The 25482-nt window shown below is 70.3% G+C and carries 25 protein-coding genes and 1 pseudogene; 18 read left to right on the plus strand and 8 right to left on the minus strand.

Annotation, left to right across the window (positions count from 1 at the left end):
* Positions 1 to 47 precede the first annotated feature (47 nt).
* Both Dfulv_RS00870 and Dfulv_RS00875 read right to left on the minus strand, forming a co-directional pair.
* Positions 48 to 1337: a hypothetical protein gene (locus tag Dfulv_RS00870; RefSeq protein WP_259860676.1), complete on the minus strand. Its 1290-nt coding sequence runs from the start codon at positions 1335 to 1337 to the stop codon at positions 48 to 50.
* Positions 1338 to 1704: 367 nt separating this feature from the next.
* A pseudogene (locus Dfulv_RS00875) lies at positions 1705 to 2121 on the minus strand (AAA family ATPase); the annotation flags it as partial.
* Positions 2122 to 2304: 183 nt separating this feature from the next.
* Between Dfulv_RS00875 and Dfulv_RS00880 the strand changes: the two are divergent.
* The 6 genes from Dfulv_RS00880 to Dfulv_RS00905 all read left to right on the plus strand — a co-directional run bounded on the left by Dfulv_RS00880 (position 2305) and on the right by Dfulv_RS00905 (position 9539).
* Positions 2305 to 3189: a hypothetical protein gene (locus Dfulv_RS00880; RefSeq protein WP_259860677.1), complete on the plus strand. Its 885-nt coding sequence runs from the start codon at positions 2305 to 2307 to the stop codon at positions 3187 to 3189.
* Positions 3190 to 3219: 30 nt separating this feature from the next.
* Positions 3220 to 3657 carry a DUF7711 family protein gene (locus Dfulv_RS00885; protein WP_259860678.1) on the plus strand — a complete coding sequence of 146 codons (438 nt, stop codon included), beginning with the start codon at positions 3220 to 3222 and terminating at the stop codon, positions 3655 to 3657.
* An 84-nt stretch (positions 3658 to 3741) separates the two neighbouring features.
* The gene (locus Dfulv_RS00890; RefSeq protein ID WP_259860679.1) at positions 3742 to 4476 is read left to right on the plus strand and encodes a DUF5317 domain-containing protein; all 735 of its coding nucleotides are present in this window, start codon (positions 3742 to 3744) and stop codon (positions 4474 to 4476) included.
* 493 nt (positions 4477 to 4969) lie between these two features.
* Positions 4970 to 6526: a S8 family serine peptidase gene (locus Dfulv_RS00895; RefSeq protein WP_259860680.1), complete on the plus strand. Its 1557-nt coding sequence runs from the start codon at positions 4970 to 4972 to the stop codon at positions 6524 to 6526.
* Between the two features lie 5 nt (positions 6527 to 6531).
* Positions 6532 to 6966: a hypothetical protein gene (locus Dfulv_RS00900; protein ID WP_259860681.1), complete on the plus strand. Its 435-nt coding sequence runs from the start codon at positions 6532 to 6534 to the stop codon at positions 6964 to 6966.
* A gap of 74 nt (positions 6967 to 7040) precedes the next feature.
* Complete coding sequence (locus Dfulv_RS00905; RefSeq protein WP_259860683.1) at positions 7041 to 9539, plus strand: CHAT domain-containing protein; 2499 nt, start codon at positions 7041 to 7043, stop codon at positions 9537 to 9539.
* Between the two features lie 92 nt (positions 9540 to 9631).
* Here the strand turns inward: Dfulv_RS00905 and Dfulv_RS00910 are convergent, their stop codons facing one another.
* Together Dfulv_RS00910 and Dfulv_RS00915 are read right to left on the minus strand one after the other, a co-directional pair.
* Complete coding sequence (locus Dfulv_RS00910; protein ID WP_259860684.1) at positions 9632 to 10822, minus strand: hypothetical protein; 1191 nt, start codon at positions 10820 to 10822, stop codon at positions 9632 to 9634.
* Positions 10823 to 10912: 90 nt separating this feature from the next.
* Positions 10913 to 11686, minus strand: coding sequence for a VOC family protein (locus Dfulv_RS00915; RefSeq protein ID WP_259860685.1), 774 nt, complete (start codon positions 11684 to 11686; stop codon positions 10913 to 10915).
* A gap of 132 nt (positions 11687 to 11818) precedes the next feature.
* Between Dfulv_RS00915 and Dfulv_RS00920 the strand changes: the two genes are divergently transcribed.
* Positions 11819 to 12406, plus strand: a complete 588-nt coding sequence (locus tag Dfulv_RS00920; protein WP_259860686.1) for an ArsR/SmtB family transcription factor — start codon at positions 11819 to 11821, stop codon at positions 12404 to 12406.
* Positions 12407 to 12466: 60 nt separating this feature from the next.
* Entirely contained in the window at positions 12467 to 13711 is a 1245-nt protein-coding gene (locus Dfulv_RS00925; RefSeq protein WP_259860687.1) for an MFS transporter, read from the plus strand.
* Here Dfulv_RS00925 and Dfulv_RS00930 read toward each other — a convergent pair.
* Positions 13623 to 14477 carry a serine hydrolase gene (locus tag Dfulv_RS00930; protein ID WP_259860688.1) on the minus strand — a complete coding sequence of 285 codons (855 nt, stop codon included), beginning with the start codon at positions 14475 to 14477 and terminating at the stop codon, positions 13623 to 13625. The two genes, Dfulv_RS00925 and Dfulv_RS00930, sit on opposite strands and share 89 nt — an antisense overlap.
* A gap of 66 nt (positions 14478 to 14543) precedes the next feature.
* On the opposite strand from Dfulv_RS00930, the gene Dfulv_RS00935 reads away from it, so the two are divergent.
* Complete coding sequence (locus tag Dfulv_RS00935) at positions 14544 to 15401, plus strand: menaquinone biosynthetic enzyme MqnA/MqnD family protein (protein ID WP_406567911.1); 858 nt, start codon at positions 14544 to 14546, stop codon at positions 15399 to 15401.
* A gap of 34 nt (positions 15402 to 15435) precedes the next feature.
* Here the strand turns inward: Dfulv_RS00935 and Dfulv_RS00940 are convergent, their stop codons facing one another.
* Entirely contained in the window at positions 15436 to 16314 is an 879-nt protein-coding gene (locus Dfulv_RS00940) for a hypothetical protein (RefSeq protein WP_259860690.1), read from the minus strand.
* Positions 16315 to 16561: 247 nt separating this feature from the next.
* Between Dfulv_RS00940 and paaA the strand changes: the two genes are divergently transcribed.
* From paaA to Dfulv_RS00975, 7 genes are read left to right on the plus strand one after another with little or no spacing between them, the layout of a single operon-like run.
* Positions 16562 to 17581, plus strand: a complete 1020-nt coding sequence (paaA, locus tag Dfulv_RS00945) for a 1,2-phenylacetyl-CoA epoxidase subunit PaaA (protein ID WP_259860691.1) — start codon at positions 16562 to 16564, stop codon at positions 17579 to 17581.
* Complete coding sequence (paaB, locus tag Dfulv_RS00950) at positions 17574 to 17852, plus strand: 1,2-phenylacetyl-CoA epoxidase subunit PaaB (protein WP_259860692.1); 279 nt, start codon at positions 17574 to 17576, stop codon at positions 17850 to 17852. The genes paaA and paaB overlap by 8 nt, the downstream gene beginning before the upstream one ends.
* Positions 17849 to 18553, plus strand: a complete 705-nt coding sequence (paaC, locus tag Dfulv_RS00955; RefSeq protein ID WP_259860693.1) for a 1,2-phenylacetyl-CoA epoxidase subunit PaaC — start codon at positions 17849 to 17851, stop codon at positions 18551 to 18553. Before paaB ends, paaC begins: the two co-directional genes overlap by 4 nt.
* Positions 18550 to 19023, plus strand: coding sequence for a 1,2-phenylacetyl-CoA epoxidase subunit PaaD (gene paaD, locus Dfulv_RS00960; protein WP_259860694.1), 474 nt, complete (start codon positions 18550 to 18552; stop codon positions 19021 to 19023). The genes paaC and paaD overlap by 4 nt, the downstream gene beginning before the upstream one ends.
* Complete coding sequence (gene paaE, locus Dfulv_RS00965) at positions 19020 to 20117, plus strand: 1,2-phenylacetyl-CoA epoxidase subunit PaaE (RefSeq protein ID WP_259860695.1); 1098 nt, start codon at positions 19020 to 19022, stop codon at positions 20115 to 20117. Before paaD ends, paaE begins: the two co-directional genes overlap by 4 nt.
* Positions 20118 to 20154: 37 nt before the next feature.
* On the plus strand, positions 20155 to 20766 hold the full coding sequence (gene sigK, locus Dfulv_RS00970; protein ID WP_259860696.1) for an ECF RNA polymerase sigma factor SigK: 612 nt from the start codon (positions 20155 to 20157) through the stop codon (positions 20764 to 20766).
* Positions 20763 to 21470, plus strand: coding sequence for an anti-sigma factor (locus tag Dfulv_RS00975; RefSeq protein WP_259860697.1), 708 nt, complete (start codon positions 20763 to 20765; stop codon positions 21468 to 21470). The genes sigK and Dfulv_RS00975 overlap by 4 nt, the downstream gene beginning before the upstream one ends.
* Before the next feature lie 4 nt (positions 21471 to 21474).
* Here the strand turns inward: Dfulv_RS00975 and Dfulv_RS00980 are convergent, their stop codons facing one another.
* Positions 21475 to 22431 carry an aldo/keto reductase gene (locus Dfulv_RS00980; protein WP_259867313.1) on the minus strand — a complete coding sequence of 319 codons (957 nt, stop codon included), beginning with the start codon at positions 22429 to 22431 and terminating at the stop codon, positions 21475 to 21477.
* 38 nt (positions 22432 to 22469) lie between these two features.
* Between Dfulv_RS00980 and mqnC the strand changes: the two genes are divergently transcribed.
* Both mqnC and Dfulv_RS00990 read left to right on the plus strand, forming a co-directional pair.
* The gene (gene mqnC / locus Dfulv_RS00985) at positions 22470 to 23711 is read left to right on the plus strand and encodes a cyclic dehypoxanthinyl futalosine synthase (protein ID WP_406567912.1); all 1242 of its coding nucleotides are present in this window, start codon (positions 22470 to 22472) and stop codon (positions 23709 to 23711) included.
* Complete coding sequence (locus Dfulv_RS00990; protein ID WP_259860699.1) at positions 23708 to 24400, plus strand: demethylmenaquinone methyltransferase; 693 nt, start codon at positions 23708 to 23710, stop codon at positions 24398 to 24400. Before mqnC ends, Dfulv_RS00990 begins: the two co-directional genes overlap by 4 nt.
* Before the next feature lie 10 nt (positions 24401 to 24410).
* Here the strand turns inward: Dfulv_RS00990 and Dfulv_RS00995 are convergent, their stop codons facing one another.
* Positions 24411 to 25340 (minus strand): hypothetical protein, encoded by a 930-nt coding sequence (locus Dfulv_RS00995; RefSeq protein ID WP_259860700.1) that lies wholly within the window; start codon positions 25338 to 25340, stop codon positions 24411 to 24413.
* Between the last annotated feature and the right edge of the window lie 142 nt (positions 25341 to 25482).

Consider the following 25482-nt stretch of genomic DNA (forward strand, 5'->3'; position numbering starts at 1 on the left):
ACCAGGAGCGTCGTCAGCGCTTCCGGTGCCCGGCCGTGTCGAGCTGGTCAGACGACCTTGACCTTGGCGCTCACCGCGGTCTGGTAGAAGTCGGGCCGGCTGGTGAAGCTTGCCCGCCAGAACCCGGACTGCGCCGACGGGATGGTGGTGCTGAACTCGTAGCTCCAGTTGGTCTCGACCACGCGGACCGTCGTCCAGGGTGCCTTGCCGTCGGGCGAATACTGGATGTCGACCGTCGCCGTCTGCGGCGAGAACGGGCTGAACTGCATGCGCCCGCTCACCGAGACGCCGGTGCCGTCCTCGGTGCGGGTGGCGAAGAACGACGAGAACGATGCCGGCTGGAGCACCGTGATGATTCCGGTCTGCGCGCTCGGCGAGGCGATGAACGGGTCGCCCGAATTCACACCGATCCGGTAGAAGCCGGTCTGGAACGGCGTGACCTCGATCTGGTAGCGGCCTTCGGCGTCGGTCGTCGGGTAGTCCGACCAGGGGCACGCCGACTCGGCGTAGCAGAACAGCACACCGAACTGCTTGTTGGCGAAGGGCCGCCAGCCGTCGGGGGAGCGCCAGGTGAGCTGGCCGGTCAGGGTGACCTTCTCGCCGGCCTTGACCTTGGCCCGGTTTGCCGTGACGGTCGCCCGGGCGGAGGCCGGGGTGATGCCGACCGGCAGCTCGGCGGAGTTGCCGCTCAGGTAGCCGATGTGGTCGTTGTCGTAGGAGTAGTAGGCGTAAACGGAACCGGCGTCGTCGAGGTGCAGCGGCCCCGAGAAGGTGCCGTCGGCCCGGGTGGTGGCCACGCCGAAGTCGCCGGGATACGACGAGAGGTTGACGGGGAAGCCGGCCAGCGGTGCGATGTGGCCGTCGTCGGGCCAGCGGCCGAGCAGGCGCCCGCTGAGCGTGACCTCGCGCCGGGCATAGGTCATGGTCGCCGGCTTGACCGCGACGCGGTCGAATGACGTGGCCACGAAGTAGGCCAGGCTGCCGGCATCGGTCCGCGACGTGTGCTGTCCGTCGTTGTCGGTGACCTCGATGTCGACCCGGTAGCCGCCCAGCTGGGCCAGCTGGAACCGATTGGTGGTGAACCAGGTGCTCGTTTCCCCGTTGCTCGACTCGATCTCGAAGCCGTCGGTGACCGCGACCTCCTGCTGCGTCGCATAGGACACGATGTGGGCGCGGATCGAGGCGACGCCGCTGTCGGACGTCACCGAAACACGCAGACGACCCAGGTCGTAGTCAATGCTGTTGGCCCAGTTGATGATCGGTGGGTCGGCAGCAAAGGCCGGTGCCGAGAGCCCTGTCGCGCCGACCACCGCTGCGGTCGCCACGGCAATTGCCATGCTGAATCGCCGCACAAGTTCCTCCCATGAGTGCAGTCGCGCAGATTCTAGGCCTGGTGCCCGCCCCGCGATGCCCCATAAATCGACGCGTGCCGCTGGTGATGCCGAAGGGGTAGCCGGCCCCACCGAACGTGGCGACCGTCACGGAGCTTCGCCCCATTCGGCTGCACTTTTTGGCTGTCGACGATGCCGGCGGGAGTAAAGGTCAGCGCACCGGGACGGCCGGCCAGGTCTGATCAGCACCGCCGCGGGACCAGTGGCGCGAGTGTCGCAGATCGAGGCCGGCAGTGTCTCCACTCAGGACGTGCTGGGCCGATACATCGCAGCGCTCGGCGGCACGCTCAAGCTGATCGCCGACTTCGGTGACGAGCAGCTCAAGGTGGCCTGACCCCAGTCTGACAGAAGTGTGCCAAATTCCGGGGTTGGGGTTCCCGGTTCCCGGTGCGCCTTGGACGCAGATGGATTCGTCGAGTTCGGCGCGGACGAGTTCGTCTTGTTCGGGTTGGATGGTGGCGACGATGTCGCGCATGGGTCCGACGCGGGGTCGTTCGATTTCTTCGAGCAGGATCTGGCTGATGGCTTGTTGTTCGCCGCGGCTGAGGTGTTCGTCTTCGAAGCTGGTCAGTTCGCCTTTGACGAAGCCGAAGCGGCGGCGAGTCTGTACGTCTTGTGGGTCTTTGGTGCTGGCTTGGTAGAACTTGCGGGATAGTGGGGCGCGCCAGTCGAGGACCATGGGTTCGCCGGTGGTGTGGCGTTCTTGGTGGTGTTCTTCGGTTGCGGGCACGGTGATCCTCGTGGAGGTCTCGTCGGCTCGCTTGCGTATCCAGGGGCTCCCTGGCACGTGGGGACGTCCGGAGCGGTCGGCCGTCAAGCGGCCAACCGGGGTGCGCGCCGCATCGATCCACCGCCACCGGATTTCGCTATTGTGCGCCTGACTGTGATGGCAGACCGATTCGGGTGGTTGACGGTGGGCATCAAGAACCGTGAGCGTCGGCGGGCCAAGCAGAAGGCGCGTCAGCAGCAACAGCAGGGCCGTCGTGAACGGGCCGGTTCTGAGTTTGGTGACGGCGCGCCGGCCGATCCAGCGTTCGCGGATCCGTTCGGTCTGATCGACGGTGGTGCCCGCCCGGCTCGGGTGACGGCCCTTCTCGTCAACGAGGTGTTGCAAGCCCTACATGTCAAGGACGAGGACACCGTGCAGAGGTGTTGCGACGTGCTGGCGGGTGGGTCTGGCGGTACTGGCGGGCGGCGTGCGGTGGACACGGCGTTGATCGCGGCGCTGCAGCGCGATCTCACCGAGGTGTGGCGGCGGGGTTGGCAGCCTGCCGACGTGGTCCGGGTTGCACAGCGCGGCTACGGTGCCCGGCACGGGCGGGTCGTCGTCGACGTCATTGCCGCGGAGATGCGCAGTTATGCGGCGGCCGCCGTGGACGAGCGCTGGGAAGCTCAGGTGCGTGACCTCGGGGCAACGGTCTGGTGGGAGCGCGATGATCAGTACCTCTCGGCGCTGGGCGAGCGTGAAGGTCTGGCTCGGCCGGCGTTGATCCGCTGCGTGCTGGAGGTGCTGTACGTGTTCAACACCTGCCCGCCGATCCAGAAACTCGGCCCGCTGCCGACCAGGGACGCGACCGAGCAGGCGACCAAAGACATGGCTGACAGGCCCGGGGCGGAGCGGTTGTTGCCGGTGCTCGCCTCCAGGGAGGCGAAGGTCGGTGAGTTCGTCGATGAGCTCTTTCCCGACCTCGTCGGCAAGCAAGTGGCGGTCACGAATCAGGACGGATGGGCGTCAGGCCGGGCCGCCGCCGACCGTGCCCGTCTCAACGCCCGTGAGTCGCTCGCTGCTGAAGCCTGACCTATGCGTTACGAGACTGCGGTACGCCGGGTGCGAACGGTCGTGGAGGAGTGTCAACGGGTCCGTGGGCTGTGGGGTGACGAGCCGCTCCTGGTCGGGGCGTACGTGTTCGGTGCCGTCCTCGAGCCCCGGAGTGATGTGCCCGTGGTGCAGATGGCGTTCGCGCTGAACCTGCCAGCCGATGAGCTGACCTGGTGCGTGCAACCGCAGTCGTGCGTCGGTCTGCCGGGCCTGCTGGAGATCGACAAGGAAGACCTGCGCATGCCGGCCCCGACCGACGCCGAACAGCACGAACAGTTGACGGTTGAGCTGGCCGCGAGTCTTGCGCACCTACGCCGGGTCGATGCGAACTATTGGGAACGTGGTTGGCGCCCGGCCCACCGCGGATTTGGGATCTATCCCGAGAACCACCTGTGGGATGCGGTACACGGCTATCTGGACCTGCTGGCAGCAACGTCACCGCGATGAAGGCGGGGGCGAGCCGCGGCTACGCCCACCGCCTCCGTGCCGGCGGATGCCTGCGAATCTGCACACCCAGGACCGTTTTCGAGCATGCCGATCATTGCGACACTCTTCCCAATACCGGGCAACCTGCCTGTCGCGCTTCCGTCCGGGGCGGCGTCGGTGCGGCGATGGTGCTACGAACAGCGGGTCACGCCGGGCCACGAGGAGGACGCTGTGTCGATCCGCATGCTGGTGCTGATCGTGACCCCGCCGCTCGCCGGTGTGATCGTCGGCTATCTGCTGGGCGGGCGCCTGTCCGGATTGCGCACGATCCGGCTGGTCGCGATCTGGCTGCTGTGGCTGGCCGCGTTTGTGCAAGCGGCGCAGTATTACCTGCCCGGCGTGCGGGACTTCGTCGAAGACCGGGTCGGCGTGCCCATGCTGGTCGTCGTATTCGCCCCGGTGCTGATCTGGATCGGGGTCAACTTCCGAAACTGGCCCGCGGCGATCCGCGTCGCCGGGGCGGTCATCGCGCTCGGTGCCGTGCTCAACGGCATCGCCATCGCGGTCAACGGCCGGATGCCGTACTCGCCCGCCATGGCCGAGGCGGTCGGCCTGCGCCCGGGTCTGACCACGCCGAAGAACGAGCCCATCGACGCCGACACCCGGTTGTCGTTCCTGGGCGACACCATCCCGATCGCGCCGCTGCGGAAGGTCATCAGCCTTGGTGACGTCCTGATCAGCGGCGGCTCCTGCGCGGTGGTTGTGCTCGCGATGCGCCGCCACCGGCGGGAACAACCAGTTGCGCTGGAGACTCAGACCCGGACAGGGGGTGAAACATGACGTTGTCGATCAACTGGCGGCGTGCCGTCTTTGCGGTGTTTACGCTCGCTTCGCTCGCGACTCTGCTCTACACGATCGGTGCGCCGTACGAGCACGGAGGCTGAGCGGCCAAACGCCTGCCCGGTGCTGATGTGGCTCAGCGACCAGCTGCGTACAGGCCCGGAGGACGCAGACGGGAGGTGAAACATGACGTTGTCGATCAACTGGCGGCGTGCCGTTTTTGCGGTGTTTACGCTCGCTTCGCTCGCGACTCTGCTCTACACGATCGGCGCGCCGTACAACCACGGAGGCTGAGCGGCCGCACACGGGAGGCCATGCCTCGCGGCATGGTCTCCCGCCATCAGTGGACGTCGGAAGCCGTCCGAGTCGATCTCAAATTCGTCGTATCAGGGATTACTCCTGTGCCGTCTTGTCACGTGAGACGATGCCGTCGTCCTTCCGCACGGCGTCCAGAACGGGACGGAGAACAAGCATGCAGTTACGCTGCCGCCGGATGACCGGAGACCAGCCGTCGGACCCGCTCGGTGACGAGGGGGCCCTGGGGACACCCTGGCTGCCGTCCGCGGCCGTGCTGCGCCGGCACGGCGCACGGGTGCTCGACGTCGGCAGGGGAGCCGGCGCGCCGACCGTGTATCGGGCGGGTGTGCTGCTCGCCGCCGAGCCTCCGTCGCTGGACCGGTGCAACGGCGTGCTCGCTTCCACCGGCATGCAACTCACGGCCGACCCGGACGCTCGGCTGCGGGAGCGCGCCGATAGGCGCCGGGTGCGCACCGTCCATCTGGCAGCCACGCCGGACAGCGACCCGGCGCAGGTCGATGCCTGGACGGCGCTGCGAGCGCTGCGGGAAAGCGGGCACGGCGACCATCTGTCGCTGGACCATCTGCTCTTCGGGGCGTCGCTGATCGAAGGCTCGCCGCTCACGGAGGGCTCACCGCTCACGGAGGGCTCGCCCCTGACGGAGGGCTCACCGCTGACCGAGGGCTCGCCGTCGACCGGCGGCAGCGGCGGCCGGCGGCCGGTCGACCTGATCCTGCCGGCGCCCCCGCTCCGTCGTACCGCGGCCGAACTGGGTGACCGGCGGCCGGTCGTCGCCGTGCTGGACACCGGCATCGCCACCCACCCGTGGCTCGACGTCCCGGCACCCGGGCAGCCGATGCCCGTCGACGGGTTCACCTCGATCGACACCGACCTGCAGGCCGCGATCCTCGCCGGTCAGGAGCGCCTGATCGCCGCCGGGAACCGGCTGCAGCGCATCACGGACGCGTGGGAGCGGCCGGTGCGGACCGGCTCGGTGGTCGGGGCGCTGGACTCGCACCTCGGGCACGGGACGTTCATCTCGGGCATCGTCCGCCAGGTGGCGCCCGACGCGACCGTGCTGGCGATCCGGGTGATGCACAGCGACGGTGTGGTGTACGAGAGCGACCTGCTCACCGCGCTCGATCACCTCGCCGATCAGGTGGAGATGGCGCAGGCGGGCACCGGCGGGCGGATGGTCGACGTCGTCTGCCTGTCGCTCGGGTACTACGTCGAGGATCGCGGCGACGCGCGGTACAACATCCGGCTGAAAGACCGCGTGAACCGCTTGCTGGCGGCCGGCGTGGTGGTCGCGGCCGCCGCCGGGAACCACTCGACGTCGCGCGAGTTCTTCCCTGCGGCGCTGCCCGGCGTGATGAGCACCGGGTCGTTCAACCCGAACGATGCGAAGGCGATGTTCAGCAACGACGGCCCTTGGGTGCGGTTCTGGGCTCCCGGCGCTGCGCTGATCAGCACGTTCCCGGCGGTGAGCGGCAGCCGCGGGCCTGTCTGGACGGCGCAGGCCGGCAACGCCGCCGGCCGCCCGGCGCGGCGGGAGAGCCTGGACGCCGACGACTTCAGCCGCGGCTTCGCGTCGTGGAGCGGCAGCTCGTTTTCGGCCGGCCTGGCCGCGGCCGAGGTCGCCGCAGTCCTGCTGGCCAATGCCGGCACCGACCCGGCGCTGCGCCTGTCCCAACTCGACACGCCGTCGTCCAGAGAGCGGGCGTCCCGTGCGCTCATGGCATTCCCGGAGTGATCATCATGGATCTTTCTGACCCGCTGGGCGACGACGCTCTCCTGGCCGATCTCCGGCGTGTGGTCGGCCTGGTCGACCCCGTCCCGTTCTGGCACTTCGAGATCTGCCGCCTCGTGCCCATGTCGGCACCGGCCCTGGCCGGCGTCCGGGGCGACGAGGAGACGAGGCGGGCCACATTCGAGAGCGCCAGCCTGACGATCATGTTGGAGTGGTCGGAGGCCGCGGACGACACGGTACGCCTGGACGGCTGGCTGGCACCGCCCGGCCCGTTCCGGGTGGAGATCCGCACCGTCGACGGCCCGCAGACGGTCGACGCGGACGAGGGCGGCCGGTTCGCCGCACCGCGGGTGACTCGGGGCTCGGTCCAACTGCGGGTGCAGCCGCCCGACGAACAGGCAGTTGCATTCCGGACCGTGGTCACGCCATCGTTCGTGGTGTAGACGCCAACCGTTCCTCCCGAGCATCATCCGGCCGAGCCGTCCACACGCGGGCGGCTCGGGTGCACGCGTCGGCGGTGCGGGCCGCAGCCAACGGCCGCCCGTCCGTCGCCGCGCAGCGCGCCGCAGCCGCACTGCACCTGATCACCCCGGTCGACGACCATCCGGGACTGGCCGCGCGCCTGCTGCTCACCCTGGCACACGCCGAGGCCGAGCGGGGCCACACCGACGTCGGCCTGTCCCTCCTCGACCGCGCCGAGGTGCTCGCCGACCGCGCCGACCTCGGCACCGTCCTGCAACAGCGCGGCCTGCTTCTCCTGCGCGCGGGCCGGATCGACGAGGCGGCGAAGCTCCTCGACGCCGCCGTCCCCCTGCTCCGCGAGCACGGTGAGCCGGCCGTCCTCGCCCGGACCCTGCTCAACCGGGGCGTGCTGCACCTGACGGCCGGCCGGATCCGTCTTGCCCGCGCCGACCTGCTGGCCTGCCGCACTCTCGCCGACGAGCACGGCCTGCGCTCCGTCGCAGCCAAGGTGGTGCACAACCTGGGCAGCTGCGACCTCGCCACCGGAGACATCCCGGCCGCTCTGCGCGCCTTCGACACGTCGGCAGCCATGCTCGGCGAGCTCGGCGCGGCCGGGGTGCAGGCGGCCGCGATGGTCGACCGGGCGCGCGCACTGCTGGGAGCGGGCCTGGACATGGCGGCCGCCGAGGAGCTCGACCACGCGATCGGGCTGCTCCGCCGGCATCGGCTCAGCAGGGACCGGGGCGAGGCCGAACTGGTCCGGGCCCAGGCGGCGCTCGGGAGCGGCGACCTCGTCGCGGCACGGTTGTGGAGCGGACGGGCCCGGCGCCGGTTCACGCGGCTCGGCAAACCGGCCTGGACGGCCCTGGCGGCCCTCCTCACTGTCCGCGCCGACCTGGCCGACGCGCTCCGTGACGGCGTGAGCGGCGCTTCACGGCGGAGGTTGCTCGCGGTGACGCGGCGGGCGGAGCGGCTCGGTGACGCCCTGCGCGCCCTCGGCCTGCGCAACGATGCCGACGTCGCCGACCTCCTTGCCCTCCGCGCCAGGGGCGCGGCCGGCGCCGCGCCGGCCGGTGGGCCCCGCGCCGCCGCCCACCGGCCGGTCCGCCCCGACGACCCGCTCGACGCGCGGCTGCTGCGCCGCCTCACCAGGGCCGAGCTGCACCGCACCGACGGGCAGGCCCGAGCGGCACTCGCCGAGCTGCGCAAAGGGCTCGACGACCTGCAGGAGCACCGCGGCAAGTTCGGCAGCCTCGAACTGCAGAGCAGCGTGGCCGCCCTCGGCGCCGACCTCGGCGCCGCCGGCCTGGACCTGTCCTGGTCGCTCAGTCCCCGTTCGTCGCCGTCGCTCATCTTCAACTGGTCCGAACAGTCCCGGGCCCAAGCGTTTCGGATCCGCCCGGTGCTCCCGCCGCAGGATCCCCACGCTGCAGAGACCCTCGCCGAGTTCCGCCAGCTGCGCCTGGCGCTTCGCGAGGCCGAGCTCGCGGGACGGGCCGAGCCGGCGATCAAGGCCCGCTGCGCCGAGCTCGAGCAGCGCATTCGTCGCGAGGGCTGGACGGCGAACGGCACAGGTGAGAGCCGCGGCATCGTCACCGATCGGGAGGTACAGCGGGAGCTCGTCCGCGCCGGTCACCGCATGGTGAGCTACCTCGTCCGCCGCGACCGGCTCCATGCGATCGTCCTTGACGGCCATACCACGAGCATCGTGGATCTCGGCGACTACGCCCCCGTCGCCGAAGCCGTCCGCCGCCTGCTCAGCGACCTCGATGCCGCCGCCGACCGGCGGGTGCCGGAACGGCTGGTCGCCGTCGCGCAGGCCTCCGCCGAACGTCAGGCAGCCTTCCTCGGCCGTTCCCTCATCGCGTCGGTGCTGCCGATGTCGGACCGGCGAGATCTTGTTGTCGTGCCGACCCGGCAGCTGGCCGTCCTGCCCTGGGGGCTGCTGCCGGAGCTGCACGGGTGTCCCGTCGTCGTGGCGCCGTCGGCCTCGGTGTGGCTGACGGCGCGCGCCGCCGCGACATCCGCGACCGGCGGAGCGCCACTGCTGGTCGCCGGGCCGGACCTGATCCACGCGGACGCCGAGATCGACGCGGTCGCCGACTGGTATCCGCGCGGACGGGTCCTGCGGGGCGATGCCGCCACCGCGGGCGCGATGCTGGGCGGGATGGATGGGGCGGCGGTCGTGCACGTCGCGGCGCACGGGCACCACGACACGCAGAACGTGCTGTTCTCCCGGCTCTACCTGGCAGACGGTCCGCTGCTCGCCTACGAGCTGCAGCGACTCGGTACGGCGCCGGGCCACGTGGTGCTGTCGGCGTGCGACGTCGGGCGGGCGGTGGTGCGGGCGGGAGACGAACTGGTCGGGTTCACAGCGGCGTTGCTCCACGCCGGTACGGCCAGCGTCGTCGCCAGCGTCGCCCGCGTGCGCGACGCGCTGGGGCCGACGGTGATGGCGCAGTACCATTCCGCGATCGCCGCCGGCGTCTCTCCCGCCCGCGCCCTCGCCTCGCTACCGATCCCCACGCCGTTCGTGTGCTTCGGTGCCGGATAGCCACTCGGCGTCCCACGGTGTCGGCCTGATTGACACTGTCGTCCGGTCTCGATTGACCGTGCCCGTCTCAACGTCCGTGAGTCGCAGGACGGTCACGGTGTCTGGGAGCGGATGTCGTTGAGCACCTTCTGCAGGGCCTCCACCTGCTTGCGGTCGTCGGGGCTGCATTGACCCTGAACCCCGACGTGCCATTGGATCGCTGCGCCGGGCCGGTCGCCGAAGACGTGGGACAGGACGAGGTTGTACTTGCCGCCCGCGCTGTTCTGGGCCCAGGCGGTGGTGGCGTCGAACGTGGTCCAGGCCGGTTTGCTGGACAGCCAGTCGTCGGCGAGCCTTGCCCGTGCGTCCGCGGGGCAGCCTGCCGGGCACGCCCGGACCAGGATCTTCATCCGGGCCGGGCCGGGTGACTCGGACTTGGGCGCGCCACAGGTCCACGACGTGCCCTCGCCGGTCGGGGATTTGCTGTCCCGGAAACAGTTCCACGACATCGGCGACCGGAACGCGAACGGGAAGTCGTTGAGGTCCATCGTGAAGGTCTGCTCGCTCGGCTGCCAGGTGGGGCCGACGATCTTCACGGCTGGCACGTCCGACTTCAGAGTGGGTTTCGGCAGCTTCGGCTGTGGTGCGTCGAACGGCGCCACGCTCGGCGGCGCAGGTTGCTTCCTGGCGAGGAAGGCGACGAGGTAGGTGGCCAGGTCCTTCGCGGCGCCACGCGCCTTGTCCTCGGTGGTCGGCTGCGCCTCGTACCGGATCGTGATGTTCTCCACCCCGTGGAGCACCCCGAGGTTGACCTCGTACCTCTTGCTCTCCTTGCTGTAGGCCTTCAGCACCACGAATGCGTCGTCGCCCACGCCGGGCAGCTGCTGTACAGCGGCGGCGTGGGAGTTACGGTCGGTTGTGAACTGCCGCCGGGCGGTGTCAACCGCCGCGTCCCTGCCGAACTCGCCGAGCTGACGCTCGATGCGCACCCTCAGCCTTGCCGTGGCGGTCGTGGTGGACCGATCCCGTTCTGTCTCGATGCTGCATTCGAGTTCTAGTGAGTAGTTCTTGAACGGCTTCTGCGTCGACTTCTCGACCTTGGCGGACGGCACGAGCTGATCGCGCAACGAGTCGGGCAGGATGGCGCAGCCCTCCTGCGGCAGCTCGGCCCCGCGGAGCGCTTTCAGCCCGTTTCCCGCCGGTCCCACGGTGCGCGGTTCCTGGCGCGGGATCGGCAGTCCGCAGCCGCCGGCCAGGGTGACCATCAGGACACCGCCGATCAGTGTGGTGGCACGACGCGACATCACAACCTCCCCCGTGGTTTCGCGCGAGAGTAGACGATGACTGATGCGCGGGCCAGCGGTGGACCGAGCTCAGGTGCGGGGACGCACGCTCTAGCTGAACGCGGCACGGTACTCCGGAATCAGTTCGATGACGAGGAACGCGCCGCCGGTCGGGTCGATGAGGTAGGCGGCCTGGCCGATACCGGCGTCCATGGGGCCGGCCAGCACGCGGCCGCCCAGGGCGGTCGTGCGTGCGGTGATGTCGGCGCAGTCGTCGATCAGCAGGATTGTGCGCCAGTGCGCCGGTGTCTCCGGCGGGAAGCTTGCGTCCATCGAGCTGATCCCGCCGACCACCCGGCTGGTCGCGAGCCACTCGTGATACTCGTGCATCGGCGAGTCGGTGCCGATCCGTTCGGTCCAGCCGAACACCTTGCCGTAGAACGTGGCCGTCGCGGGCACGTCGCGGGTGACCGTCTCGCTCCAGCACACCGAGTTCGCTTCGTTGACGACCTGGGCACCGGCGAACGTCCCGCGCTGCCAGACGCCGAAGACCGCGCCGGCGGCGTCGGCGAACAGCGCGGTGCGACCCCGCGAGCCGGCGTCCGTCGGCGGTAGCAGCACGGAGCCGCCGGCATCGGTGACGTGCTGAGCGGTGGCGTCGACGTCCTCGGTGGAGACGTACGTCAGCCACGCCGACGGCCGGCCGGGCGTCTCCGTGAGACCGGCGACGGCCAGGTCATGCAGCAGGAACGTGGTGGACCCGTCCTCCGCCGAGGTAGCGGTCCAGTCGAACAGGCCGCAGTAGAAGGTCGTCGCGGCCGCCGCATCGCCGGTGCTGAGCACCGACCAGCACGGTGTCGCCGGAGCGTAACCTCGCACCCGCATTGTGGCTCCTTTCGCCAGCTCGAGACCGCCTCGGCGACACTGTATGCAAAACATCTGAGGCTTTGATCGTTCGTGATCGAAAATTTGTGTGCGCAAGAGCTTGGCTGACGGGGCGTAACTACGCTGTGTCGGGTGGCTGACGAAACTCCTCCGCGGCTCGATCCGCGACGGGTGCAGGTCCGAGACGCGGCGACCATGCGGGCGCTCGCGCATCCGGCACGGATCGCGATCATTGAGCGGCTCTTTCTCGGCGAGACGGCTACGGCCACCGAGTTGGCCGAGGTCTGCGGGTTGTCGCCGAGCGCGACCAGCTACCACCTCCGTGCACTTGCCAAGGCCGGGTTGATCGAGGAGGCGCCCAGCCGGGGTGACGGGCGGGAACGGGTCTGGCAGAGCCAGTTGCGCGGCCTCAACGTGGAAACGCCGCCAGAGCGGGGCGAGGCCGAGCGGATCGCGTCGCGGGAGCTGGCCGAGATGTTCATGGACCTGGAGGATGCCCGGGCCCGAGCCTGGCTCGACCGGAACGACAGCGAACCCTACGAGTGGTATCTGGCCGCCACCTCGATGAGCATCCAGGTCGTCGTCACCGCTGAAGAGTTGCGGCAGCTCAACGATCGGGTCTGGAGCCTGCTCGAGCCCTATGCCCGCCGCAACCGCACGGAGCCCCCGCCCGGTGCGCGCCATGTTGAGGTGTCGTACCGGTCATATCCGCGGGACTGACCGGCACCGGTCCGACATCGGGCCTTGTGCCATCCAGATGTGAAGCATTATTTTCGAAGTATGTCGTTCACGTCTCCGCGCGACGTGTACCTCCTCGCCGCCGCCCGCGGCATCTCCTTCCTCGGCGACTTCATGGCGGCCACCGCCCTGGTGCTCGCGTTCCAGGACCGCGGAGCCGGCGGCATGGCCGTCGCCGCGGTGCTCATCGCCTCGGTCCTGCCGGTCGTCGCCTTCGCGCCGCTCGTCGGGCGGCTCGTCGACCGGGTGGACAGCCGGGTGCTGCTCACCGTGGTCGGCCTCGGGCAGGCCGCGTGCTGCGCGGCGATGGCCCTCACCACGAGCACCTGGCTGCTCATCGCGCTCGTCGCGCTGCTCGCGACCGGCGTGGCGATCACAACGCCGACGTTCAACGCCCTGCTGCCCGAGGTGGCCGGGCCGGACGGGGTCGGGCGGGCGATGGCGATCGGGCAGACCGCCAACTCGATCGGCTCGCTCGCCGGGCCGGCGCTCGCCGGGGTGCTCGTCGGCGCGTTCGGGCTGCGCATACCGCTGCTCATCGACGCGGTCACCTATCTCGCCGTGGTCGGCGCCGGGCTGCTGCTGCGCACACGGCGCAGCGTCACGGCGCAGGAGCGCGCCTCAGCCGGTACCGCCGCATGGAAGATCCGGCAGGATTCCCTGCTGCTCGCGCTGACCGCCCTGATCGGGGCGCTCGTGCTGGCCCTCAACGTCACCATGGTCGTCGGCGTGTTCTTCATCCGCGAGACGCTCGGCGGGAGCCCTGCCGAGTTCGGGCTGGTCGAGGCGGCGTGGACGGCCGGGATGCTGGCGGGTGGCTGGTTCGCCGCCGCCCGCGCACGCACCGACGCGGCGCTCGGCCGCCTGCTGGTGGTGATGCACCTGGTGACGGCGCTGGCCGTCCTGATGTCGGGCTTCGCGACGGTGGTGTGGATGGTGTACCCGCTGTGGCTGCTGGGCGGCGCCATGAACGGGGCCGAGAACAACTTTTTGGGTGTGATCGCGGCCCGGCGGGTGCCGGCGGCCCTGCGCGGCAGGTTCTTCGCGCGGTTCGGCGCGGTCGTCAACGCGGCGAACCTGATCGGTTACGGCGCCGGCGGCCTGCTGATCGAGCGCTTCGAGCCGCGGCACGTCGTCATCGGCTGCGGCGCGGCCGGGGTGCTGGCCGTGGTCGCGTTCGGGCCGGCGCTGTGGCGGGCTAGTGCTGCGTCAGCAGCTGCTTCGTCACTTCCCGGCACGTCTTCGCCCCGTAGTCCTTCCCCAGTGAGCTCGGGTAGTGCGCCATGACGCCGATGCTCCAGCCGTCACCGAGGGCCATGCAGGCGATGTGCCACTGGCCGTCGTCGCGGGACAGCCAGCCGTTCTTGATCGCCGTCGTCTTCTGCACGTCGGCCGGCAGCGCCTCGATCGGCCCGAACCGGCCCGGGCCGCGCACGTTGCGCATCTCGTTGAGCAGCCAGCCGGTCCACTTCGGGCCCGCCGCCCGGCCGTCGCCGATGCACTTCGCGAGCCGGGTCACGTCGCGGGCCGACATCTGGGTCAGGCTCCACGAGTTCTGCGTGCCCTTCGTCTCGGTCAGGCCACACAGCGTGATCATGCGCTTGATCGAGCTCAGGTTGCCGTTCTGGACGTGGTACTTGAAGGTGTTCTCGGTCTCGGAGTCCCGGATCATCCGGGTGAGCTCGTTGAGCGCTGCGCTGCTGGGCTGCTTGTTCTGTTCCCCCTGCCGGCGCAGCCAGTCCGCCGCCACCCACGCCTTGGCCATCGAGGCCGTGTCGCTGGTCGTATAGGGCGTCGATCCGTACAACTGATCGGTCTTGTGATCGAAGAACGCCCACGACCAGTAGCCCTTGACGTTCATCGTCACGGTCGCGGTCGGCGTGAACAGCGGGCCGCTCGGCTTGGGGCTCGGGCTCGTGCTGGGCTCCGCGGCACTCGGTGACGACTCGGCCGAGGCCGCCACGGCGGGCGCGTGCTCCTGCTCGGCCGGGGCCTTCGAGCAGCCGGCCAGCAGCGTCAAGGTGGTAATGATCACGGCGAGGGGACGTCGCACCCCACGAGGGTACGCCGCTGTGAGAATCACCGCCCTGACCGCTTGACCAGCCGCGGTTGGGGCAACATGGGCTGTGTGTCTGCGCTGCAGCGGCCCCGTGTCGGCCACATCCAGTTCCTGAACTGCCTTCCGATCTACTGGGGACTGATGCGCTCTGGCGCGCTGATCGACGTGGATCTGCACAAGGACTCGCCGGAGCGGCTCAACGCCGCGCTCGTCGCCGGTGATCTCGACATCGGCCCGATCTCGCTGGTGGAGTACCTCCGCAACGCCGAGGACCTGCTCCTCCTGCCGGACCTCGCGGTCGGCAGCGACGGCCCGGTCCTGTCCGTCAACATCGTGTCGACGGTCCCGCTGGACCGGCTCGACGGCCGGCCGGTGGCCCTCGGCGCGACCTCGCGCACCGGCGTCCTGCTCGCGCAGATGTACCTCGAGACGCACGTCGGCGTCCGCCCGACGTACTTCCACAGCCCGCCCGACCTGGCCCGCATGCTGGACGAGGCGGACGCGGCCGTGATCATCGGCGACGTGGCCCTGCGGGCGCTGCACGACGCACCGCAGCACGGCTGGCAGGTCACCGACCTGGGCCAGGCCTGGCGCAACTGGACCGGCCTGCCGATGGTCTTCGCCGCCTGGGCGGTGCGCCGGGACTTCGCCGCCGCGCACCCCGGCCTGGTCAAGGGCGTGCACGAGGCGTTCCTGCGCTCGAAGGAACTCTGCCTGACCGAGCTCGACGAGGTCGCCGAGGCGGCGGCGCGCTGGGAGACGCTGTCGGCGGCGACGCTGGCGCACTACTTCCGCACGCTGGACTTCTCGCTCGGTGATCGGCAGGTGGCCGGGGTGCGTGAGTTCGCCCGGAGGGCCACCCTGCTCGGCGCGGTGCCCTCGCTGCCCACGGACGGCCCGGCCTTCTTCGAAGGCTGACCCCACGCTCTCGAGCCCTCGCGGCGCCCGCGGGTTACGCCTGGAGTTGGCGAGTCACGCTGGAGCAGATGTCGGCGCCGTAATTCATGCCCTTCGACGCCGGGTACACGGTCAGGACGCTCAGCACCCAGTCGGTGCCGATGGCCATGCAGTTGACGTGCCACTTGCCGTCGCTGCGGGCGATCCAGCCGTTCTTCACCGCGGTCGTCGCCTTCTCGGTCTCGGGCAGCGCCGGGACGATGCCGAACTCCTGGCTCGACGACACGTTGCGCATCTCGTTGAGGACCCAGTCGGTCCACTTCGGGCCGGCGGCGCGGCCGTCGCCGATGCAGGCGCCCATGCGCGCGGCGTCGCGGGCCGAGACCATCGTGCTGGCCCAGTCGATGTAGTACTTGCTGTCGGTCAGGCCGCAGATCTGGGCCAGCCGTGTGATGCTCGCCGACCTGCCGTTGAGGCTCCAGAAGTACGAGGCGGCGTTGTTGTCGCTGTTGCGGATCATGGTGCTGAGCTGCCGGAGGTTCGACGGACTGGGGCTGGCGGTCCGGCGCAGGTAGTCGGACGCGAGCCACGCCTTGATCATCGAGGCCGTGCGCTGCGTCGTCGCGGCGTTCGCCGAGCCCGCCATCTCGCCGGTACGGCGGTCGAGCACGGTCCACGACCAGAAGCCCGTCGCGTCGACGGTCACCGTCGCGGGGTGCAGCACAGCCGGGGGAAGCGCGGGCGCGGACGGAGGCGCCGGTGCGGCCTTGCGGGTCGGGGCGTCCGACGGTGCCGGACTCCCGGCGAGCGGGGCCGGTGCGGCGGCGTCCGACCGGTTGCGGCTCAGCATGTCGCTGCCCCACAGATACGGCACCACGACCAGCACCGCGCCGAGGAGCAGCACGAATATGGCAAATCCGACGCGCTTGTGCATGGATCGGTGATCCTTCCCTGGCGGTCGCCCCCCATTGCAGCGGTCGCCGGTCATGGGCAGGTGTTGCCGGTGTTAACACGTCGTAAGGGACATGTGGGTCTCAAGGGACGCGAGGGACAGTCTCTCGTCCCTGCGCGCGGCCTGCAGCCCATTCACGCTCAAAAGTCCCTGGTAGTTGACTCAAGCCGGCGTTGTGCGACTGTGACACCTTCTTGCAGCTGCGGTCGGTTGCTGTAACACTTGGGGGGTGTACGGCAACGATTTCGCCCCGCTTCTCGAGCAGGTCGACAGCGCCGAGCGCGACCTCCGGCAGGCCGCTGGCCAGGCCGTCGAAAACGACGGTGACCTGCAGGGATACTTCGACGCGATCGTCGCCGCCGACCAGAAGGTCGAGCCCCGGGACTGGATGCCGGAGGCGTACCGCAAGACGCTGATCCGGCAGATCGCGCAGCATGCGCATTCCGAGATCATCGGCATGCAGCCCGAGGGCAACTGGATCTCGCGCGCGCCGTCACTCAAGCGCAAGGCGATCCTGCTGGCCAAGGTCCAGGACGAGGCCGGCCACGGGCTGTATCTCTACGCGGCGGCCGAGACGCTCGGCATCTCCCGGCAGGAACTGGTCGAGATGCTGATCGAGGGGCGCCAGAAGTACAGCTCCATCTTCAATTATCCGACGCTGAGCTGGGCGGACGTCGGCGCGATCGGGTGGCTCGTCGATGGGGCCGCGATCGTCAACCAGGTGCCGCTGTGCCGCTGCTCCTACGGGCCCTATGCGCGGGCGATGATCCGCATCTGCAAGGAGGAGTCGTTCCACCAGCGTCAGGGGTACGAGATCCTGTACACCCTGTCGCGCGGCACGCCCGAGCAGAAGGCGATGGCCCAGGACGCGGTCGACCGTTGGTGGTATCCATCACTGGCGATGTTCGGCCCGCCCGACAGCGACTCCACCCACTCCGAGCAGTCGATGACCTGGAAGATCAAGCGGTTCTCCAACGACGAGCTGCGGCAGCGGTTCGTGGACATGTGTGTGCAGCAGGCGGGCGTGCTCGACCTGCGGATTCCCGACCCGGACCTGCGCTGGAACGCCGAGCGCGGCGCCCACGACTACACCCAGCCCGACTACGGCGAGCTCATGCAGGTCATCAAGGGCAACGGGCCGTGCAACCGGCAGCGCATCGAGCACCGCAGGCGCGCATACGAAGAGGGCGCCTGGGTGCGTGCGGCCGCGGCCGCCCACGCCGCGAAGAAGGCGGTGGCGCATGTCTGAGCCGCTCTGGGAGGTCTTCGTCCGGCCGCGCCGGGGGCTGTCGCACGCCCACGTCGGCAGCCTGCACGCCCCCGACGCCGAGATGGCGCTGCGCAACGCGCGTGACGTCTACACCCGCCGCCAGGAGGGCGTGTCCATCTGGGTCGTGCCGGCCGGCGCGATCACGGCGAGCAGCCCCGACGAGAAGGACGCGTTCTTCGACCCCGCGGCCGACAAGGTGTACCGGCATCCGACGTTTTATGCCGTGCCGGAAGGCGCTGAACACATATGACCCGGTTCGAGGACGTGCTGGGTCTCGCCGACGACGCGCTGATCGCGGCGCAGCGGCTCGGCGAGTGGTGCTCGCGCGCGCCGGAGATGGAGGAGGACATCGCGCTGGCCAACATCGCGCTGGACCAGCTCGGCGCCGCGCGGCTGCTGCTCGCCTACGCCGGTGAGCTGGAGGGCCGGGGCCGCGGTGAGGACGACTTCGCCTTCCTGCGCGACGATCGCGAGTTCCGCAACGTGCAGCTCGTCGAGCTGGCCAACGGCGATTTTGCGGTCACCATGGCCAAGCTGCTGCTCCTCTCCGCCTACCAGCGCTTGCGCTACGACCGCCTGGTCGGCGGCCCCGACGAGCGGCTGGCGGCGATCGCGGCGAAGGCCCGCAAGGAGTCCGCGTACCACGTCGATCACAGCTCCCGCTGGGTCGTCCGCCTCGGTGACGGCACGGACGAGTCGCACCGTCGTATGCAGAGCGCGGTCGACGCCGTCTGGCCATACACGCACGAGCTCTTCGAGGGTCCCTCGGCCGACCTCCGCGAGCCCTGGCTGGCCGAGATCGACAAGGTGTTCGCCGAGGCCACCCTGGCCCGGCCGGCCGACGGCTGGGCGCCGACCGGCGGGCGGCGGGGTCTGCACACCGAGGCCCTGTCGCGGCTGCTCGCCGAGATGCAGGTGCTGCACCGGGCGCACCCGGGGGCGACGTGGTGACGACCGCTCAGGTCATTGATCTCGTCGCGACGGTCCGCGATCCTGAGCTGCGGGTCGTTACGATCGGTGAGCTGGGCATCGTGCGGGACGTCGCCGTGTATGACGACCGCGTCACGGTGACGATCACACCGACCTACTCGGGCTGCCCCGCCATGGACATGATCCGCTCCGACATCGAGGCGGCCCTGCACGCCGCCGGGTTCGCCGACGTCGCCGTCGACACGGTGCTGTCGCCGGCCTGGAGCACCGACTGGATCAGTGAGTCGGGCCGGCGGAAGCTGGCCGAGGCCGGCATCGCGCCGCCCGCCGCCGGTGGCGGCCGGCCCGTGTCGCTGTCCCTGGCCGTCCGATGTCCGCGGTGTGGGTCGCCGGACACCGAGGAGCTGTCCCGGTTCGGGTCGACCGCCTGCAAGTCACTGTGGCGCTGCCGCGCCTGTCTCGAGCCTTTTGATGCGGTGAAAACCCTATGACCGTTTCCATCACGCGTCCCGCCAAGCGGCGGCCCACGTTCCACCGGCTGGCGGTCGTTGACGTGGAGCGTCTGACCGACGACGCGGTCGCGGTGACGTTCGACGTGCCGCCCAAGCTGCGGCCGGTGTTCGAGTTCCGGGCCGGGCAGCACCTGACCGTCCGCCGGGAGGAGATCCGCAGGTCGTACTCGATCTGCTCCACTCCGGCGGCGCTCGCCGAGGAAGGCGTCCTGCGGATCGGGATCAAGCGGGTCCCGGACGGGGCGTTCTCGACGTTCGCCTTGTCGGAGCTCGCCCCCGGCGACGAGGTCGACGTGATGCCGCCGCTGGGCCACTTCACCAGCGCGTTCTCCGCCGAGCGGACCCGGCACTACGCGGGCGTCGTCGCAGGGTCGGGGATCACGCCGGTGCTGTCGTTGGTGGCGACCGCCCTGGCCGTCGAGCCCGGCAGCCGGTTCACGCTGATCTACGGCAACCGGGCCGCCGGCACCGTCATGTTCGCCGAGGAACTGGCCGACCTGAAAGACCGGTACCAGGACCGGCTGCACGTCATCCACGTGCTCTCCCGTGAGGCCCAGGAGTCGCCGCTGCTGTCCGGCCGGCTCGACCAGGAGCGCATCGGGCGGATCCTCGACGCGCTGGTCCCGCCGGGGACGGTCGACGAGTGGTTCCTCTGCGGGCCGTACGGCATGGTGCTGGATGCCCGCGTCGCGCTGAGCGTGCGCGGGGTGCCCGACGCCGAGGTGCACACCGAGCTCTTCCACGTCTCCGACACGCCGCCGGTCGCCGCCGAGGAGCCGACAGTTTCGGAGGGGCCCGGAGCGGAGGTCACCGTCGTGCTCGACGGGCGGAAGTCGACGTTCACGATGGCGCACGACGAGCGGATCCTCGACGCGGCGATGCGGCAGCGGCCCGAGTTGCCGTACTCGTGCAAGGGCGGGGTCTGCTCGACCTGCCGCGCCAAGATCGTCGAGGGCGAGGTCGAGATGGCCCGGAACTTCGCCCTGGAGCCCGAGGAATTGGCCGCCGGCTATGTCCTGACCTGTCAGGCGATGCCGATCACCGAGCGTGTCGTGGTCGACTACGACGCATGAGACCAATCCGGGTCGGCGGCCGCTTCGAATGAGCGACATGAGACCCGAACACGAGGAGCTGCCCACGCAGCGGCTCGTCGCGGTGCCGACCCCGCAGCGGCGCGTCGACGCCGACGAACTGCTGGCCAGGGTCGCGCGCGGTGACGAGCGCGCCTTCGCCGAGCTTTACGACCTGGTGTCGGCCCGCGTGTACGGGCTGATCCGCCGCGTCCTGCGTGACCCCGCCCAGTCGGAGGAAGTCATGCAGGAGGTGATGATCGAGGTGTGGCGGACCGCCGCCCGCTACGACGGCACCCGCGGCAGCGCCACCGCCTGGGTGTTCACGATCGCGCACCGGCGGGCCGTCGACCGGGTCCGTTCCGAGCAGGCCGGTATCGAGCGGGTACGGCGGGTGGCGGCGGTCAGCGCCGAGACGCCGTACGACGACGTGGTCGAGTCGGCGACGGCGCGCATCGAGCAGCAGCAGGTCCGCCGGTGTCTCGACGGCCTGACCGACCTTCAGCGGGAGGCCATCACGCTGGCCTACTACGGCGGCAACAGCTATCGGGAGGTCGCGGACCTGCTCGGCACGGCCCTGCCGACGATCAAGACGCGGATGCGGGACGGTCTGATCCGCATGCGGGACTGCTTGGGGGTGGCGCTCTCATGACCGAGACCGTGGACATTCACGCGCTCGCGGGCTCCTATGCGCTGGACGCCGTGGACGACCTGGAGCGGGCCGCGTTCGACCGGCACCTGCGCGACTGCCCGTCCTGCGCCGTCGAGGTGGCGGAGCTGCGGGAGACCGCGGCGTGGCTGGCGCACCCGGTCGCCGAGGCGTCGCCGCCGCGGCTGCGGGACTCCGTCATGGCGCAGATCGCGCGCACCCCGCAGGAGCGCAGCCGCCGGGCGTCGACCTCGTCCGGCCGCACGACCCGGGACCGGCTGCGCCGTTGGGGCGTGGCGGCGGTCGCCGCCGCCGTGCTCGCCGCCGGCGCCGGCGTCGGCACTTGGGTGGTGGCCCAGCAGCAGGTGACCAACCTCCGCGACGAGAACGCCCGCGTCGACGCGGTCCTGGCCGCGGCCGACGCCCGGCTGGTCAGCCAGGACATGGGCGGCGGCCGGGTCACGGTGGTGGTGTCCCCGTCCCGCAACGCGGCCGTGGCCGTGCTCGACGGCCTGGACTCCCCGGGCACCGGCAAGGCCTACCAGCTGTGGATGATCGGGGCCTCCCCGCGCGACGCGGGCCTGGTCCCGTCGGGCACCGGCCGCGTCTACGTGCCGTTCCTGGCCCCCACCTTCGGCGTCACGGTCGAGCCGTCCGGCGGGTCCGACCGGCCGGGCGACACCTTGGTAGGCAAGATCAACCTTTGACGCCCTACCGTTCGTCGCCTTCCAGCAGTTCGTTCAGCGCCTTCATGTCGTCCTCGGACGGCTGCCAGGAGACGGCCGCGACGTTGGCCGCGACCTGCGCGGCCGACGTCGCCCCGGCGATCACGCTGGCCACCGTCGGCTTGGCCGCCAGGGCTCCGATCGCGAGGGTGAGCAGGTCGATGCCGCGCTCGTCGGCGAACGCCTCCAGCCGATCGATGACGTCCCACGGCGCCTCGGCCAGGACGTTCGCGTAGCCGACCCGGTCGAGCCGCGAGCCGGCCGGCGCCGACTCCCCGCGGTGGTACTTGCCGGTCAGCAGCCCGCTGGCCAGCGGGAAGTACGGCAACAGGCCCAGCCCGAACCGCTGCAGTGCCGGGACGAGCTCCTGCTCCGGCGCGCGGTGGAGCAGCGAGTATCGGTTCTGGGCGCTCACGAACGGCGTGAGCTGCTTCGTCTCGGCGGTCCAGGCGGCGTCGGCGGTCTCCCAGCCGGTGAAGTTGGAGTGGCCGAGGTATCGCACCTTGCCCGACCGCACGAGGTCGTCGAGCGCGCTGAGGGTCTCCTCGATCGGTGTTTCCGGGTCGGGCGCGTGCAGCTGGTAGAGGTCGATGTAGTCGGTGCCGAGATTGCGCAGCGACGCCTCGACGGCCCGGAAGATGTATCGCCGGCTGCCGCGCGCGCCCCAGTCGGGCCCGTAGGCGCCGCGCGCGTCCATGCCGAACTTCGTCGCGACGACGGCCTCGCCGCGGCGCTTGCCGAGGGCCGCACCCAGCGCCCGCTCCGAGTCGCCGGGCGCGTTGCCGTAGATGTCGGCGGTGTCGAAGAGCGTGACGCCATGGTCGAGGGCGGCGTGGACGACCTCCGCCGCGCGGGCCGCGTCGATCCGGCCGCCGAAGTTGTTGCAGCCGATTCCGAGGACCGAGACGGGTAGGCCGGACCGGCCGAGACGGCGATAGCGCATGTCAGTCACTCTCGTGATCCTAAGCACGGCTGAACGCCATGGCTCACCTGCTGGGTACGCTCTGGGTTGTGACGGAAACTCCGGTGATCAGCGAGATACTGCAGCGAGCGGCCGACGGTGGGCGCATCAGCCCGGAAGAGGCGCTGCTGCTCTACACCGACGCGCCGTTTCACGAGCTCGGTGAGGCCGCCGACACCGTGCGCCGCCGGCGCTATCCGGACAACATCGTCACCTACATCATCGACCGCAACATCAACTACACCAACGTCTGCGTGACGGCCTGCAAGTTCTGCGCGTTCTACCGGGCGCCGAAGCACGCCGAGGGCTGGACCCACAGCACCGAGGAGATCCTGCGCCGGTGTGCGGAGGCGGCCGAGCTCGGCGCCACGCAGGTGATGCTGCAGGGCGGGCACCATCCCGACTTCGGTGTCGAGTACTACGAGGAGCTCTTCTCCGCCGTCCACTCCGCCTTCCCGGGCCTGGTCATCCACTCGATCGGGCCGTCCGAGGTGCTGCACATGGCGAAGGTCTCCGGCGTCTCCATCGACGAGGCGATCACCCGGATCAAGGCCGCCGGCCTGGCCTCCATCGCGGGCGCGGGCGCGGAGATGCTGCCCGCCCGGCCGCGGCACGCGATTGCGCCGCTGAAGGAGTCGGGCGAGCGCTGGCTCGAGGTCATGGCAGCGGCGCACCGGCTCGGTGTGTCGTCGACCGCGACGATGATGATGGGCACCGGCGAGACCAACGCCGAGCGGATCGAACACCTGCGCCTCATCCGGGACGTCCAGGATCTCGCGGTCGGCAACGGCTACGAGGGCAGTTTCCGGTCGTTCATCCCGTGGACCTACCAGCCGGAGAACAACCACCTGAAGGGCCGCACGCAGGCCACCAGCCTGGAATACCTGCGGTTGATCGCCGTGGCGCGGCTCTTCTTCGACAACGTCGCCCACCTGCAGTCGTCCTGGCTGACCACCGGCAAGGACGTCGGCCAGGTGTCGCTGCACATGGGTGTCGACGACCTGGGCTCGATCATGCTCGAGGAGAACGTGATCTCCTCCGCCGGCGCCCGTCACCGCTCCCGCCTCACCGAGCTGGTGCAGATGATCCGCGGCGCGGACCGCATCCCGGCGCAGCGCGACACCGAGTATCGGCACATGCGGGTCCACTGGACTCCGGCCGACGACCCGACCGACGAGCGGGTGCAGTCGCACTTCTCCTCGATCGCCCTGCCCGGCGGCGGCACCGGCCGCGCCCTGCCGCTGACGTCGGTGAACTCATGACCCGCGCCTCGCTGGAGAAGGAGCCGCACGAGGTCGCGGCGATGTTCGACGGGGTGGCCCGTCGCTATGACCTGACCAACACCGTGCTCTCCGGCGGCCAGGACCGCATGTGGCGGCGTGAGACGCGGCACGCCCTGGGCCTGAAGCCGGGGGAGCGGGTGCTGGACCTCGGCGCCGGCACCGGCGTCTCCACCTTCGAGCTGGCCAAGTCCGGCGCGTTCGCCGTCGGCGTGGACCTCTCGATCGGCATGCTCCAGGCCGGGCACGCGAAGCGTCCGACGGTGTCGCTGCTGGCCGGCGACGCGCTGGCGCTGCCGTTCGCGGACGAGACTTTCGACGCGGTGACGATCTCCTTCGCGCTGCGCAACGTCAGTGACACTGAGGCCGCCCTGCGCGAGATGGCGAGGGTCACAAAACCCGGCGGCCGGCTGGTGGTGTGTGAGTTCAGCCACCCGACCTGGCGACCGTTCCGCGGTGCTTACATGGGCTATCTGATGCGCGCCCTGCCCCAGGTGGCGAAGCGGGTGTCGAGCAACCCGGACGCCTACGTCTACCTGGCCGAGTCGATCCGTGCCTGGCCGGACCAGGAAGGGCTGTCGGCCCGGATCGCCGCCAGCGGCTGGCGCAAGGTGGCGTGGCGCAACCTCACCGGCGGTGTGGTGGCGCTGCACCGCGGCTTCCGGATCTGACCGCACCGCCTCACCACCGCACCGGGGTCAGGCGGTCGAGGCAGGCCCGCAGCTCGGCCACGACCTCGGTGGGGCGACTGGTCAGGTCGCCCCAGGTGAGCGCGGTGACCGTCCATCCGGCCGCCGCCAGCCGGACGGCCCGCTCCTGTCGCCGGGCGGCGGTCTCCTGCTTCGGCTCCGCGTCGTCGGTGCCCAGCTCCAGCCCCGGCCCCAGGTCGAGCACCAGCTTGGCCTCCGGGAAGACGACGTCGCCGAGGCCGATCAGGCCCCACCGGTCGTTGATCGGCTCGTGCAGCTGCCAGCCCCAGATCCCGGCGCGCTGCAGCAGCCGGACCATGAGCTGCAGCGTGGCACTGCGGTCGCCGAAGGCCACCGCCCTGATCAGCCGGACCAGCCGTGGGGTGCCGTGGCGGCCGATCATGTCCCGGATGCGCTCGGCCAGCTCGGGCATCGTCGTCCAGCCCTCCTCCAATGCCCTGGTCAGCAGCGCCGTCGCGGTCGCGTCCGGCAGCAGGCGGGCGCAGTCGAACAGCGTGCGTCCCAGGGTGGTCGCCGGCACGCCGTCCACCTGGACGACGTCCGCAGGTGGTGGCTCCTCATGGAGCACGTGCACCTGCCGGCGCCGGACCCGCCGGGGATAGGCGACGAAGGTGGCGGTGCTCGGCACCTCGATGCGGTGCCAGCGGGCGGCCGACGGGCCGGCGAGGACGGCGCCGGGCAGCGCCAGCACGGCCGCTGTGTCCCGCAGCATGGGGGTGATCTCCAGGCCTCGGTCGGCGTAGACGTCCCGCACGACGACGGTCCAGTCGCCGGTTCGGCACTTCGTCTTGATCGTGGTTTCGCTGTATCCGCAGGTCAGAGCCTGTGCGCGGGTGAAGAGTCCGCGTTGCGCGGTGGCGTGTGCGTCGAGCCGGTCACGGTCCGGCTGCCCGGGGTTCATGATGACCGAGGATTGTCATCCGGTCGCCGGGTGTCGACCGTAGAGATTTTCCTGTGGATAACTCAGTGCCATGATCACGATTTGTCGGGCAGAACGCCCACCGAGCAGGGATGCTGTCGACCGAATCGGCGATCTAGGTGAC

The sequence above is a fragment of the Dactylosporangium fulvum genome (assembly GCF_025137375.1).
GTDB lineage: Bacteria > Actinomycetota > Actinomycetes > Mycobacteriales > Micromonosporaceae > Dactylosporangium > Dactylosporangium fulvum.

Excerpts from the sequence above, each read along its gene's own strand:
- Dfulv_RS00870 (WP_259860676.1), bottom strand. The coding sequence starts at position 1,337 with ATGGCAATTGCCGTGGCGACCGCAGCGGTGGTCGGCGCGACAGGGCTC.
- Dfulv_RS00890 (WP_259860679.1), top strand. The coding sequence starts at position 3,742 with ATGCCGATCATTGCGACACTCTTCCCAATACCGGGCAACCTGCCTGTC.
- Dfulv_RS00895 (WP_259860680.1), top strand. The coding sequence starts at position 4,970 with ATGACCGGAGACCAGCCGTCGGACCCGCTCGGTGACGAGGGGGCCCTG.
- Dfulv_RS00900 (WP_259860681.1), top strand. The coding sequence starts at position 6,532 with ATGGATCTTTCTGACCCGCTGGGCGACGACGCTCTCCTGGCCGATCTC.
- Dfulv_RS00910 (WP_259860684.1), bottom strand. The coding sequence starts at position 10,822 with ATGTCGCGTCGTGCCACCACACTGATCGGCGGTGTCCTGATGGTCACC.
- Dfulv_RS00915 (WP_259860685.1), bottom strand. The coding sequence starts at position 11,686 with ATGCGGGTGCGAGGTTACGCTCCGGCGACACCGTGCTGGTCGGTGCTC.
- Dfulv_RS00925 (WP_259860687.1), top strand. The coding sequence starts at position 12,467 with ATGTCGTTCACGTCTCCGCGCGACGTGTACCTCCTCGCCGCCGCCCGC.
- Dfulv_RS00935 (WP_406567911.1), top strand. The coding sequence starts at position 14,544 with ATGGGCTGTGTGTCTGCGCTGCAGCGGCCCCGTGTCGGCCACATCCAG.
- Dfulv_RS00940 (WP_259860690.1), bottom strand. The coding sequence starts at position 16,314 with ATGCACAAGCGCGTCGGATTTGCCATATTCGTGCTGCTCCTCGGCGCG.
- paaB (WP_259860692.1), top strand. The coding sequence starts at position 17,574 with ATGTCTGAGCCGCTCTGGGAGGTCTTCGTCCGGCCGCGCCGGGGGCTG.
- paaC (WP_259860693.1), top strand. The coding sequence starts at position 17,849 with ATGACCCGGTTCGAGGACGTGCTGGGTCTCGCCGACGACGCGCTGATC.
- paaE (WP_259860695.1), top strand. The coding sequence starts at position 19,020 with ATGACCGTTTCCATCACGCGTCCCGCCAAGCGGCGGCCCACGTTCCAC.
- sigK (WP_259860696.1), top strand. The coding sequence starts at position 20,155 with ATGAGACCCGAACACGAGGAGCTGCCCACGCAGCGGCTCGTCGCGGTG.
- Dfulv_RS00975 (WP_259860697.1), top strand. The coding sequence starts at position 20,763 with ATGACCGAGACCGTGGACATTCACGCGCTCGCGGGCTCCTATGCGCTG.
- Dfulv_RS00980 (WP_259867313.1), bottom strand. The coding sequence starts at position 22,431 with ATGCGCTATCGCCGTCTCGGCCGGTCCGGCCTACCCGTCTCGGTCCTC.
- mqnC (WP_406567912.1), top strand. The coding sequence starts at position 22,470 with ATGGCTCACCTGCTGGGTACGCTCTGGGTTGTGACGGAAACTCCGGTG.
- Dfulv_RS00990 (WP_259860699.1), top strand. The coding sequence starts at position 23,708 with ATGACCCGCGCCTCGCTGGAGAAGGAGCCGCACGAGGTCGCGGCGATG.
- Dfulv_RS00995 (WP_259860700.1), bottom strand. The coding sequence starts at position 25,340 with ATGAACCCCGGGCAGCCGGACCGTGACCGGCTCGACGCACACGCCACC.